We start from the raw sequence: 12,059 nt of genomic DNA on the forward strand, positions 1-12,059 counted from the left end.
ATTTTCCCCCTTTATCTTTTATCTATTTTTGAAGTGATAAAATCACCAATAAACTGAATAACAAACACAATAATCAACACAATGATCGTAGCCACTAAGGTCACGTCGTTATGGTTGCGTTGGAACCCATCCAAATAAGCAAGATTTCCAAGACCACCCGCACCGATTACTCCGGCCATTGCCGTGTAACTGACAAGCGAGATCGCTGTCACTGTGATGCCTGAGACCAAAGCGGGAAGCGATTCAGGAATAAGCACTTTCCAAATAATCGTGCTTGTTTTGGCCCCCATCGCTTTAGCCGCTTCAATAACTCCTTTGTCAATTTCCCGAAGCCCGATTTCCACCATCCGTGCATAGAATGGGCCTGCGCCAATAATCAGCGCCGGAAAGGCGGCATTCGCACCGATTATCGTGCCGACAAGCGCTTTTGTAAAAGGAATGAGCAGCACGATGAGAATGATGAAAGGAATCGAACGGAAAATATTCACAACTGCGGCAACGATGGAATATATAAATTTATTTTCCCATAAGTTCCCTTTCGATGTTAAAAAAAGCAAAAGTCCAAGGATTAAACCAAGAATAAAGGTGGCAACTACCGATACTCCCGTCATGTATAGGGTTTCCTCTGTTGCCTGCCACATCATTGCCCAATCCACATTTGGAAACCATTTTTCAAGCATGGGTAATGACCTCCGACTCTACTTGTTGTGTTTGTAAATAAGCGATCACTTTTTGTACGTCTTGTTCCGATCCTTGAATCTGGATAAACAGTGTGCCATATGCACCATTTTGAGTTTGGGACACTTTCCCCTGAACAATATTTACCTCAACCGGAAAATCTCTGATTAAGTTGGCTATGATCGGCTGTTCAGCGGAATCGCCAATAAAGGTAAGTTTGACAATTTTACCGTCCTTATAGCGTTTGAGAAGATGAGCAATCGTTTCCTTCGATTCTTCCGGTTCGGTAACTTGTTGAACAAAACGCTTCGTTACCGGCTGTTTTGGATTTTTAAACACTTCCAGCACCGGACCGATTTCAACGATTTGCCCATTTTCCATAACTGCCACGCGATGGCAAATTTTTCTGATTACATGCATTTCATGTGTAATTAACACGATCGTCAAACCGAGCCGTTTATTAATATCGACAAGTAGATCAAGGATCGAATCGGTCGTCTGTGGATCCAATGCAGAAGTGGCTTCGTCGCAAAGCAATACTTTCGGTTCGTTGGCGAGAGCTCTGGCAATGCCCACTCTTTGTTTTTGGCCGCCGCTTAATTGAGAAGGATAGCTGTCTTCTCTTCCTTCGAGTCCTACTAATTGAATCAGTTCATCTACACGTTTCATTCGTTTTTCTTTCGGCACTCCGGCGATTTCCAGCGGGAAAGCAATATTTTCCCGTACTGTGCGCGACCATAACAGATTAAAATGTTGAAAGATCATGCCGATTTCTTGGCGTGCTTTTCGTAAAGAAGCGCCTTGAATTTTCGAAATTTCTTGCCCCGCAACCGTCACTTGGCCTTCTGTCGGAATTTCCAAACCGTTCAGCATGCGGATCAGAGTGCTTTTTCCGGCTCCACTGTAGCCAATAATACCGAAAATTTCTCCCTCTTGAATCTGCAAATCTATATTATTAACGGCTGTCACATTTCCGTTTTTTGTACGAAAAACTTTCTTCACCCGCGATAAAGAGATCAGTTCGCTCATTGATTCATTCACCTGCTTTCTTTTTTGAAATGAAAAAAACCTTTCCGCCAATGAGCAGAAAGGTTACGTATTCTTCGTCCTTTCTCTCATCTCTCAAAGCAAACTGCTTTGTGTGAATTGGCACCATGTCAACTGAACGATTGACGGTTGCCGGGTTTCATTGGGCACATCCCTCCACCTCTCTTGATAAGAGCAAGTGTTTATGAAATTGTTCGGAAATTGGTTTCTCGAAAATTATACATTTTCATGCGAATAATGTCAAATAAAATTGATAGAAATATGTTACTTTCATCCTAATCTACCTAATACGACGGTTTCTTCCCGTTCCTTGCATAACCACAAAATAGCTTCCAGCTGCAGCTGCAAACGAAAGGATCCAAATATGCTCACGTCTTTTCTTTTGACAGCTGTTAACAATCTTTCTTCCCCCAACAAAATATTTCGAAAAATCTCGTCCGTCCCGCAAAGATGTACGTGTGGGCTTGAAATGCTTCCTTTTTTCCAATCCATTTGGCTTTTGGACAAAGAAAACATCCATGTTTCATCGTTTGAATCAAAAAGAACGGTCAGTGGATTAGAAGGAAGAATCGGGAAAAGATGTTTTCGTTCGAAACATTCCCTTTGAATCCTTGCGAATAACTTGTCCATCTTCTCATCCCTTCACCTGAATGTTTACTGTACATAGTTCCATTTTTCAGGTGAATTCCCTTTAAAAAGGATTCGACAGATAAAGAAAAACCCTTTGACAAATTCCACCCATTTCTTCACATTCGACCGCTCTTTTTCAAATAAAAGGACGTTTCTTGAATTATTTCCTAAGAAATATGTCATTTTTGCAAGTTGGCGAAACACGAAAGCCAATCATTGGCTAAAATCATTTTTCACTTGGAAACGCTGCCTGAATGACAAAAATGGACATCCACAAAATAACAGCGGGATAAAGGCCCATAAGGATGCCTTTACCCCGCTTGATATTGAGATAATTTTTCATATAGAAAAGGTACAGAATGAAAGGCATAAATTTTGTCTTTTAATTCTTTTTTATCAAAAATCATCAGGCAAGGAACGCTTTCAATTTCATATTGATGAGCAAAATCCTCATGATAATTGATATCCGCTTTGGCAAAAGTGCAATCAGGAAAAAGCTTTTCAATCACATCCACCATTTTTCCTGCCACTGCACATGTTCCGCATAAAGGAGTATAAAAATATAATACCGTTTTGCCTGTTTCGGAAATTTGTTCATGGAGAGGTTGTTGTGTCCAATCAGATACCACTTTCATCATCCTTTTCAATATACTTCGTATCGATGTCGATACCGGCGCTAAGTAAAATGGCGGCTAGATACCGAAAAGGGGTATTTTCGACCTCCGTAAAAGCTCGATCAACATAAAGATGCCTGGCTTCGGGAAATTCTCGTTTAAACATCTTTCTCAGCTTTTCCCCGGCGGTATCAGCATCCACCAGAATATACACATCGCGGCCATAAAGTCGATCGACAAGATCATCCATTTTGCTGAGGCCGATCGTTCCATTCGTGCAAATAATCTCTACCGGCTCCTTAATAATCGCTTGAATTTTTCTCTTATCCGACGTTCCTTCCACAATAATCACTTTATCCGTCCCATTCATCTTTATCCATCCTTGCCTGATTTCTTTCTTCATTCATTGTCCCATGTTTGCGATCCATTTCAAAGCAAAAAGCCTCTACTTAAACATAGAAAAAACCCCCAGGGAGCACCCAGGGGGCCATACTAGTCTTCGCTAGTCATTTCATCGTATTGTTCAGCCGTCAACAGTTGATCTACTTGGCTGATATCGCTAGGTTCCACCACGATCATCCAAGCTTTTTCATAAGGGGATTCGTTCACATACTCCGGATTGTCGTTCAATTCTTCATTGACTTCCACTATTTTCCCGCTGATAGGAGCATAGAGCTCAGAAACGGTTTTAACGGATTCCACACTGCCAAACGGTTCGTCTGCTTTAATTTCCGTTCCTACTTCAGGCAGTTCAACAAATACAATATCCCCTAATTCCGATTGAGCGAAATCCGTAATCCCGATGCGCACTTTGTCCCCTTCTACTTTTACCCATTCGTGTTCTTCCGAGTACCTCAGTTCTTTCGGCGAACTCATGAAAATCCCTCCACTCTCAATATTTTCATAATTTACATTAACTTATTTCCATTGCTAAAAGCAAGAAAACACCCTTATCTATTCAGCCATATTTCCTCAAATTCATCTTCATGAAACCCAACTGTGACACGCGTACCATCCGTCACGATCGGGCGTTTGATTAACATGCCGTCGGAAGCAAGCAATTCAAGAAGTTCATCTTCCGAAGCCGTTTTTAAACGGTCTTTAACTCCTAGTTCTCTGTACTTTCTCCCACTCGTATTAAAAAATTTTTTTAATTCCAATCCGCTCTTGCGCCAAAGCGTTTCCAGCTCCTCTTTCGATGGAGGGTTATCGACAATATGTATCTCTTGAAAATCAATTTGATGATCTTCAAGCCATTTCTTTGCTTTTCGGCATGTTGCACATTTCGGATACCAATAAAATGTTACGTTCATGTGATCACCTTTTATAAAAGATTCTGCTGCTTTAGCGAGTTTTCCCTTTTTTAGTTCGACAAATACAGTAAAATTCCTCTTTATTTTAAAATAATCTCGAGAGAAAACAAAGAGGCCGACATCGTTGTCCGCCTCATCCATTTCTATTTCTTACACAATATATCGTTCTGACTCGATCAGCTTGGCCGCTGCTTCACGTTTTTTCGCAATGATGTTGACGGGCGTATGACGCGTAAGTTTTCGGAGGGCAGAAAGCGTCACGCGCAGCGCATCGCCTTCTTGTACTGCCGCAACAGTTTCCTTCGCATCTTGTTCGATTTGAGCAAACGCTTCTTGGCAAAAAATTTCTGTGTAAAGCAGCTTTTGCTTGTTCTTTTCAAGGCCGGTTCTGTCCAATGCCTTTTGAGTTCTCAAAATCGATGATTCCATTACATAAATATTGGCGGCTATGTCCGCAATATTCGCCAAGATTTCTTGTTCGTTCGCAAGCTCTTTGCCAAATGTTTGCACAGCAAGCCCGGACACAAGCAACGCAGCTTTTCTCGCATTTCTTAATAAATATCGTTCACGCGCGAGCGGTTCTGATCCCGGATCTTCCGGCGCCAGCACGATCAGCTCTTTTTGCAGGTCTTGCGCTTTTTGAAGCAAAGGCAATTCGCCTTTCAGCGCTTTTCTTAAAAACGTATTCGGCACTAGTAAACGATTGATTTCGTTTGTCCCTTCAAAAATACGGTTAATGCGGGAATCACGGTAAGCTCTAGAAATTTCGTATTCTTCCATAAAACCGTAGCCGCCGTGCAGCTGCAATCCTTCATCTACCACGTAATCGAGCACTTCCGAACCAAAAAATTTTCCAATCGAGCACTCGATGGCATATTCCGAAATCGAAGCAGCAATCGCTTTTCCGTCTTTTGCTTCTTCTTCCGACAGCTCGCCCATCGCTTTGTCAAATAACCCGACAGTGCGGTAAATGGAACTTTCATTCGCATAAATTTTGGAAGCCATGGTAGCAAGCTTTTCTTGTGTTAAACGAAATTGTGAGATCGGTGTATTGAATTGCCGACGTTGGTTCACGTACGGAATGGTGATTTCCAGTACACGCTTGGAAGAACCGACAGTGCCGACGCCCAATTTATACCGGCCGATATTCAATATATTAAAGGCAATTTTGTGGCCTTTGCCCGCTTCCCCAAGCAAATTTTCCACCGGAACTTCCGCGTCTTGAAGGATCAACGTCCTGGTGGATGAACTTTTAATCCCCATCTTGTTTTCTTCCGGTCCTGTCGAAACGCCCGGAAAATCACGCTCCACGATAAAAGCTGAGAAATGTTCTCCATCAATTTTGGCATAAACGACAAAGACATCGGCAAATCCGGAGTTGGTAATCCATTGTTTCTCCCCGTTTAAAATATAATGCGTACCCGCTTCATTTAACTTGGCAGTCGTTTTCGCACCTAATGCATCCGAACCGGAGGAAGGCTCTGTTAGTGCGTAAGCAGCGATTTTCTCACCGGTTGCCAATTCCGGCAAGTACTTTTGTTTTTGTTCTTCATTTCCGAATAATACGATGGGCAAAGATCCAATGCCGACATGAGCTCCGTGAGTAATGGAAAATCCGCCGGCACCTGCCATTTTTTCCGTGATCAAAGCAGAGCTGATTTTGTCCAGCCCTAAACCGCCATATTCTTCCGGAACATCGGCACTTAATAAGCCTAACTCGCCCGCTTTTCTCATTAATTGGACGGAACGGTCAAATTCATGCTTTTCCAAGTAGTCCAGTTGAGGCAGTACTTCATTGGCCACATAGTCTTCCGTTGTTTTGGCAATCATCTTTTGTTCTTCCGTGAAATCTTCCGGTGTAAATACTTGACTTGCATCTATTTCATCCGTTAAAAAGCTTCCGCCTTTTATAATGGCACGATCTGTTTGGTTTGACATCTTTCTTCCTCCTATTCATTTTTCATTTGACGAAGCCGTTTCGATTTTGTTCACTCTCATAACATATCCTGCTAGTCTTTCCATTCTTTTTCGGGATCACTCATCCTATCAATCTATCAATTCAAAAACTCCGGCAGCACCCATGCCCCCGCCGATGCACATCGTAACGACGCCAAATTGGACGTTCCGGCGCTTCATTTCGTGCAGGAGAGTAAGGGTAAGTTTGGCTCCTGTGCAACCGAGCGGATGGCCCAGAGCAATTGCACCTCCATTGACGTTCACTTTTTCTTCATCAAGGTTGAGTTCGCGTATAACTTGAATCGATTGGGAAGCAAAGGCTTCATTCAATTCAAACAGCCCTATATCCGATACTTCCAGTCCTGCCAATTTCAATGCTTTCGGAACCGCAACGACAGGGCCGATCCCCATAATTTCCGGAGGTACACCACCTACTGCGAACGAACGAAACTTCGCCATCGGTTTCAGACCGAGTGATTCCGCTTTTTCGCGATCCATCACCATAACCGCCGCTGCTCCGTCGCTCGTTTGCGAAGCATTTCCGGCCGTTACCGTGCCATTGGCCGAAAAGGCAGGACGCAATTGGGCGAGTACTTCCATGTTGGTATTCGGGCGAACTCCTTCATCTTTCGTTAAAGTGACTGTTTTTTCCACCAGCCGATGGTCCGGTCCGACTGAACGGACTGTCGCTTCTACCGGCACGATTTCATCATCAAATTTCCCTGAAGCAATCGCTTTGGCGGCACGCTGATGGCTTCTAACGGCAAATGCATCCTGATCTTCGCGAGTGACGCCAAATTTTTTCGCTACTTGTTCAGCGGTATGCCCCATGCTCATGTAATATTCCGGCGCCGTTTCGGCTAATTTTGCATTCGGTCTGACCACATGCCCCATCATCGGCACCATGCTCATCGATTCAGTTCCTCCGGCGATGATCGTATCCGCATGACCAACCATAATTTTTTCGGCCGCAAAAGCAATGGCTTGTAAACCGGACGAACAAAAGCGATTGATCGTGATTGCCGGAACGGTGTGCGGAAGGCCGGCAAGAGCTCCAATATTCCTAGCCACATTTTGTCCTTGCTCTGCTTCCGGCATGGCACAGCCGATAATTAAATCATCGATGTTCCCTTCGTAATCGCCTGCTCTTTTTAACGTTTCTTTCACTACCAGCGCGCCCAGATCATCCGGACGTACCGTTGCCAATGTTCCTTTTTTGGCTTTTCCCACTGGCGTACGCGCACCGGCAACGATGACCGCTTCTCGCATAAAACTTCCTCCTTCAACATTGTTTTTTTCACTCTCTTGTTCCAGCGGACTAGCAAAAAGATTCGCCTCCAAAAAAGTCAGTTGCGCAGCGGTTTGCCTTTTACAAGCATGTGCTGCATGCGCTGCTGGGATTTCGGCTCAGCAATCAAGCTCAAGAAAGCCTCTCTTTCTAAATCAAGCAAATACTGTTCATCTACTTCCGTTCCGTACGGCAGTTTTCCTCCGGCAATGACATATGCCAGCTTTTTGGCAATGTGGCGATCATATTGGGAAATATATCCTGATTCAAACATCGATTGAGCCGCCAAGAGCAACATCGCATAACCGGTTTCTCCTACAACGGGCACTTTTTTCCTGGTCGGCGGACGATATCCTTGTTCATAAAGGGAAAGCACCACTTGTTTTGCATCGTACAATTGATGGTCACGATTGACGCTGATCCCGTCCGCATTCGATAAGAAGTTGTTTTCGCGGGCTTCTTCACCGGAAGAAGACACTTTCGCCATCGCAATGGTTTCAAAAACTTTATTGGCGATTTTTTGCAAATCAAAATCGACACCGCTCGGCAAATTGGATAAATGTTTCCAATATAATTCCTTTGTTCCGCCGCCTCCCGGAATTAAGCCGACCCCAACTTCTACAAGCCCCATATACGTTTCAGCGGCAGCTTGAATACGCGCCGCCGGCAAACAAACTTCCGCGCCGCCGCCCAATGTCATTCCAAACGGAGCCGCTACTATTGGCTTACTGCTGTATTTAATTTTTAGTGTCGCTTGCTGGAATTGACGGATGATAAAATCGAGTTCAAACAGATTGTCGTCTTGTGCTTCCATCAGCATCATGGCAAGATTGGCTCCCACGCAGAAGTTTTTCCCTTGATTTCCGATCACAAGTCCTTTATAGTTTTTTTCCACTTCATCAATCGAATAATAGATCATTTCCACAATGTCCGGACCAATCGCATTGTTTGGCGAATGAAATTCAAGCAATGCCACTTCGTCGCCCAAATCAATCAGACTTGCACCATTGTTGGATTTGATGACTTTTCCTTGTTTTTTCAAGCTTTTCAAATCGATCACTTTCGGATGCAATGAAACCTTTTCGTAGCGGCCGTTATGATAGAAATATCGTTCTCCTTGTTCCTCTTTATAAAAAGTTTTATTGCCTGAGGCGATCATGTCTTTTACCCATGAGGGAACGTCCATTCCTTCCGATACCATTTTTTGAACCGACGTTTCCGTTCCGATCGCATCCCACGTTTCAAATGGCCCGTATTCCCAGCCAAATCCCCATTTCATAGCATTGTCGATCGCCACGATCGTATCAGCGATTTCGCCTAGCAGTTTGGCAGAATAGATTAACGTAGAAGCAAGCACGTTCCATAGAAAAGTTCCGGCCTGATCATCCGCATAAATAAGCGCTTTCATTTTTTCTGCTGTTCCTTTTAATTGCTTCGCTTTTTCTACCGTAGGCGTTTTTAAAGACTTTCTCGGTTCATATTCCAGCGTTTCCAGATTGAGTTCGAGTATTTCTTTTCCTTTTTTGACAAAAAAACCTTGCCCGGTTTTAGCGCCAAGTTTTCCTTTTTTCAGCATTTCATTCATAAAATCAGGCACTTCAAATGCGTCTTTTTCTTTTCCTTCGACTTTTTCATACACATTGTTGGCCACATGCACAAATGTATCGAGCCCCACTACATCGAGCGTACGGAAAGTAGCACTTTTGGGGCGGCCGATTAACGGTCCGGTGATCGAGTCGACTTCTCCAACCGATAAACCTGCTTTTTTCATTTCATGAACAGCTACGAGCAGTCCGTAAGTGCCAATGCGGTTCGCAATAAAATTGGGCGTGTCTTTGGCTACTACCACCCCTTTTCCTAATGTTTCTTCTCCGAATTGCTTTATAAATTGCACAATTTCAGGATCGGTATCTTTTGTCGGAATCACTTCCAACAGCTTCAAATAACGAGGGGGGTTAAAGAAATGAGTTCCTAAAAAATGCTTTTTAAAATCGGCGGAACGGCCTTCTGCCATAGCTTCGATGGAAATGCCGGAAGTATTGGAACTGACAATGCTTCCATGTTTACGATATTGATCAATTTTTTCTAATACTTGCTTTTTTACGTCCAGTCTTTCCACCACAACTTCGATAATCCAGTCGCATTCAGAGAGTCTTTCTAAATCATCCTCCAAATTTCCTGCTTCAATGAGATTTAAGCTGTTCTTAGAAGTGAGCGGGGAGGGCTTTTGTTTTAAAAGCTTTTTTAAAGCGTCGCTTGCAAAGCGGTTGCGGACTTTCTTATCTGCAAGGGTCAATCCTTTTACTTTTTCTTCTTCTGTCAGTTCGTGAGGAACAATATCTAATAATAATGTAGGCAGCCCAATATTGGCTAAATGGGCAGCAATTCCCGATCCCATAACTCCGGATCCAAGTACAGCCGCCTTTTTGATTTGTAATACCAAAACTATTTCCCCCTTCACTTTTTGAATGAATGGTCATTCATTTTCCTATCTCCACTATATATGAATATTCTAAATTTTTCAATAAATAATCAGCACAAAATAGATGAATTTTTTACTTGTTTAAGTGGACGATCAAGTGTTTCATTTTATTCGTTTCTTTTCGATTTTACTTTTAAAAAAAGGAATGAAAATAGTCTGCGGAAATAAAATAAATTTTGAATACTGCGAAAGACTCACTCGCTCTGTTCATTAAGGCAAATGATTGCGTGAATAACTCCGGCGGCCGTTATCGAGATTCTGCAAAAAGAACAAAGCCAATCCCGTTTTTCCGTTATTTCTTGACCATTCCTTTAAGAACAAAACCGACATTGGCCGGACGTTCTGCCAGTCGACGCATGAAATATCCGTACCAATCCGATCCGTACGGTACATATACACGCATTTTATATCCCTCTTCAACCAATTCAAGCTGTTTTTCCGGTCTGATGCCGTACAACATTTGAAATTCAAATTGTTCATTTGAAATCTTGTACTCTTTTACAAGCTTTTTCGTGTAGTCAATCATAGCATCATCATGAGTGGCAACAGCTGTATAAAATCCGTTCAACAAAAGCTTCTTCACCAGTTTTTTATAATTTTCATCCACATCCATTTTCTTTGGAAACGCTACAGAAGCCGGTTCTTTGTATGCCCCTTTTACCAGTCGAAGATGAGGGGAGAAAGATGCAAGATCATCAATGTCTTTTTCGGATCGATATAGATACGCTTGGATGACGGTCCCTAATTGTGGATACTCTGTTTTTAACTGTTTATAGACAGAAAGAGTGTTTTCACAGCGTGAAAAGTCTTCCATATCAATGGTCACAAATACAAACCGTTCTTTTGCCGCCTCCAAAATGCGGCGCATATTGCTCAATACCGTTTGTTCAGATATGTCGCTTCCTAACGACGTCAGTTTTAATGAAATCTCGGCATCTAATGATTCTTTCCCTATGGCCTCAATCGTACGAATGGCTTGATTCGCCATTTCTGCTGCTTCTTTTTCATTTTCCACAAACTCACCCAAATAATCGACTGTAACGCTTAAACCTTTTTGATTTAAATCTTGAATTACTTTGACTGCCTGATGGAGTGTTTCCCCGGCGACAAATCGGGATGCACCGAATTTCAAGCCATATTTTTGGGCAATCTTTGTGAATGAGCGATTTCTTGAAAGAAATAAAAAGAAATTTCGCATCATTTTCTCCATCGTATTCCCCCTTTTCTCGTAAATCTTCAGCTACTGAAGGAAAACACGGACGTTTCAAAGTGAGGGCAGTTCCACGATCGCCTTTAGACTTTCGTCTTTTCATTTCCTGTTTTTAAAAATATATTCAAAAAACGCTCCGATTTGCATAATTTTACTGGAGAAAGACAAGCTAAGAGGGAAAAAGGAGGGAACCAAATGCAGCAACCATATTCCAATAATCCGCAATCTTTCATGTCTTCGCCGCCGGTGATGACGACAAAAGATCTCTCTTACGTGAATGATATGCTTTCATGGAATTTATTAGCTATGAAAAAGGCGCATTTCGCCGCTCAAAATTGCCAAGACCCGGAAATCAAATCTGCTTTAGATTCATATGGTCAAATGCATCAGCGTCATTATCAAACTATTTTGTCGCATTTGCAATCACCAAATAACGGGATGCAGCAATGATGGAAAGGGGAAACAAGATGGAAATGCAAAATCAACAGCAAAAAATCCAAAATCCAAAAATACAGGTGCCGGAAACCCCGCAAATGAACGATCGCGATTTTATTCAAGATATGCTGGCAACTGAAAAGTACATGACTACTTCGTATGCTGTTGCATTGAACGAAATTTCGATTGATCCGCTCCGTCGCGATTTGCAAAACATTCTTACAGAAACACAAAATGCTCAAAGAGATATATTTTTAAAAATGTTTCAAAAAGGCTGGTATTCATTAGAGGCCGCCGACCAACAAAAAATCCAGCAATCTTATCAGCAGCATCAAAGCTACTCCAGCCAATTTCCGTACAACAATCCATCTCAATAAAAAGAGGCCTAAAGAAAGAGCCTGATCTC

13 protein-coding genes and 1 riboswitch are annotated in these 12,059 nt (G+C 42.6%); of the genes, 2 read left to right on the forward strand and 11 right to left on the reverse strand.

What is annotated here, in order from left to right; genetic code table 11:
- Nucleotides 1-11: 11 nt before the first annotated feature.
- From N1I87_RS14425 to N1I87_RS14475, 11 genes are all read right to left on the reverse strand, one after another.
- The gene (locus N1I87_RS14425) at nt 12-680 is read right to left on the reverse strand and encodes a methionine ABC transporter permease (protein ID WP_003352491.1); all 669 of its coding nucleotides are present in this window, start codon (nt 678-680) and stop codon (nt 12-14) included.
- Entirely contained in the window at nt 673-1,698 is a 1,026-nt protein-coding gene (locus tag N1I87_RS14430; protein WP_040340844.1) for a methionine ABC transporter ATP-binding protein, read from the reverse strand. Before N1I87_RS14430 ends, N1I87_RS14425 begins: the two co-directional genes overlap by 8 nt.
- Before the next feature lie 92 nt (nt 1,699-1,790).
- A riboswitch (SAM riboswitch) is annotated at nt 1,791-1,900 on the reverse strand.
- A gap of 95 nt (nt 1,901-1,995) precedes the next feature.
- The gene (locus N1I87_RS14435) at nt 1,996-2,355 is read right to left on the reverse strand and encodes a hypothetical protein (protein ID WP_327797053.1); all 360 of its coding nucleotides are present in this window, start codon (nt 2,353-2,355) and stop codon (nt 1,996-1,998) included.
- Nucleotides 2,356-2,666: 311 nt separating this feature from the next.
- Nucleotides 2,667-2,990 (reverse strand): thioredoxin domain-containing protein, encoded by a 324-nt coding sequence (locus tag N1I87_RS14440; protein WP_048623936.1) that lies wholly within the window; start codon nt 2,988-2,990, stop codon nt 2,667-2,669.
- On the reverse strand, nt 2,974-3,339 hold the full coding sequence (locus N1I87_RS14445; protein ID WP_003352495.1) for a toprim domain-containing protein: 366 nt from the start codon (nt 3,337-3,339) through the stop codon (nt 2,974-2,976). The genes N1I87_RS14440 and N1I87_RS14445 overlap by 17 nt, the downstream gene beginning before the upstream one ends.
- Before the next feature lie 122 nt (nt 3,340-3,461).
- Nucleotides 3,462-3,845: a glycine cleavage system protein GcvH gene (gene gcvH / locus N1I87_RS14450; RefSeq protein WP_327804705.1), complete on the reverse strand. Its 384-nt coding sequence runs from the start codon at nt 3,843-3,845 to the stop codon at nt 3,462-3,464.
- A 74-nt stretch (nt 3,846-3,919) separates the two neighbouring features.
- Nucleotides 3,920-4,282, reverse strand: a complete 363-nt coding sequence (locus N1I87_RS14455; RefSeq protein ID WP_327804704.1) for an arsenate reductase family protein — start codon at nt 4,280-4,282, stop codon at nt 3,920-3,922.
- Nucleotides 4,283-4,432: 150 nt separating this feature from the next.
- Complete coding sequence (locus N1I87_RS14460; RefSeq protein WP_327797056.1) at nt 4,433-6,220, reverse strand: acyl-CoA dehydrogenase family protein; 1,788 nt, start codon at nt 6,218-6,220, stop codon at nt 4,433-4,435.
- A 108-nt stretch (nt 6,221-6,328) separates the two neighbouring features.
- Nucleotides 6,329-7,507 carry an acetyl-CoA C-acetyltransferase gene (locus N1I87_RS14465; RefSeq protein ID WP_341102463.1) on the reverse strand — a complete coding sequence of 393 codons (1,179 nt, stop codon included), beginning with the start codon at nt 7,505-7,507 and terminating at the stop codon, nt 6,329-6,331.
- A gap of 77 nt (nt 7,508-7,584) precedes the next feature.
- Complete coding sequence (locus N1I87_RS14470) at nt 7,585-9,969, reverse strand: 3-hydroxyacyl-CoA dehydrogenase/enoyl-CoA hydratase family protein (protein WP_341102467.1); 2,385 nt, start codon at nt 9,967-9,969, stop codon at nt 7,585-7,587.
- 331 nt (nt 9,970-10,300) lie between these two features.
- Nucleotides 10,301-11,218, reverse strand: a complete 918-nt coding sequence (locus N1I87_RS14475; RefSeq protein ID WP_341102469.1) for a proline dehydrogenase — start codon at nt 11,216-11,218, stop codon at nt 10,301-10,303.
- 195 nt (nt 11,219-11,413) lie between these two features.
- Between N1I87_RS14475 and N1I87_RS14480 the strand changes: the two genes are divergently transcribed.
- Nucleotides 11,414-11,668 (forward strand): hypothetical protein, encoded by a 255-nt coding sequence (locus N1I87_RS14480; protein WP_003352503.1) that lies wholly within the window; start codon nt 11,414-11,416, stop codon nt 11,666-11,668.
- A 17-nt stretch (nt 11,669-11,685) separates the two neighbouring features.
- Nucleotides 11,686-12,030 carry a spore coat protein gene (locus N1I87_RS14485; protein ID WP_147542741.1) on the forward strand — a complete coding sequence of 115 codons (345 nt, stop codon included), beginning with the start codon at nt 11,686-11,688 and terminating at the stop codon, nt 12,028-12,030.
- The last annotated feature ends 29 nt before the right edge of the window (nt 12,031-12,059 follow it).

It is taken from the genome of Bacillus sp. FSL W8-0102, assembly GCF_038007225.1.
Classification (GTDB): domain Bacteria; phylum Bacillota; class Bacilli; order Bacillales; family DSM-4216; genus Bacillus_O; species Bacillus_O smithii.

Bases quoted from the DNA above. Each gene is read 5' to 3' on its own strand.
- N1I87_RS14425 (WP_003352491.1), bottom strand. From the start codon at position 680: ATGCTTGAAAAATGGTTTCCAAATGTGGATTGGGCAATGATGTGGCAG.
- N1I87_RS14435 (WP_327797053.1), bottom strand. From the start codon at position 2,355: ATGGACAAGTTATTCGCAAGGATTCAAAGGGAATGTTTCGAACGAAAA.
- N1I87_RS14455 (WP_327804704.1), bottom strand. From the start codon at position 4,282: ATGAACGTAACATTTTATTGGTATCCGAAATGTGCAACATGCCGAAAA.
- N1I87_RS14440 (WP_048623936.1), bottom strand. From the start codon at position 2,990: ATGAAAGTGGTATCTGATTGGACACAACAACCTCTCCATGAACAAATT.
- gcvH (WP_327804705.1), bottom strand. From the start codon at position 3,845: ATGAGTTCGCCGAAAGAACTGAGGTACTCGGAAGAACACGAATGGGTA.
- N1I87_RS14445 (WP_003352495.1), bottom strand. From the start codon at position 3,339: ATGAATGGGACGGATAAAGTGATTATTGTGGAAGGAACGTCGGATAAG.
- N1I87_RS14485 (WP_147542741.1), top strand. From the start codon at position 11,686: ATGGAAATGCAAAATCAACAGCAAAAAATCCAAAATCCAAAAATACAG.
- N1I87_RS14460 (WP_327797056.1), bottom strand. From the start codon at position 6,220: ATGTCAAACCAAACAGATCGTGCCATTATAAAAGGCGGAAGCTTTTTA.
- N1I87_RS14465 (WP_341102463.1), bottom strand. From the start codon at position 7,507: ATGCGAGAAGCGGTCATCGTTGCCGGTGCGCGTACGCCAGTGGGAAAA.
- N1I87_RS14475 (WP_341102469.1), bottom strand. From the start codon at position 11,218: ATGGAGAAAATGATGCGAAATTTCTTTTTATTTCTTTCAAGAAATCGC.
- N1I87_RS14480 (WP_003352503.1), top strand. From the start codon at position 11,414: ATGCAGCAACCATATTCCAATAATCCGCAATCTTTCATGTCTTCGCCG.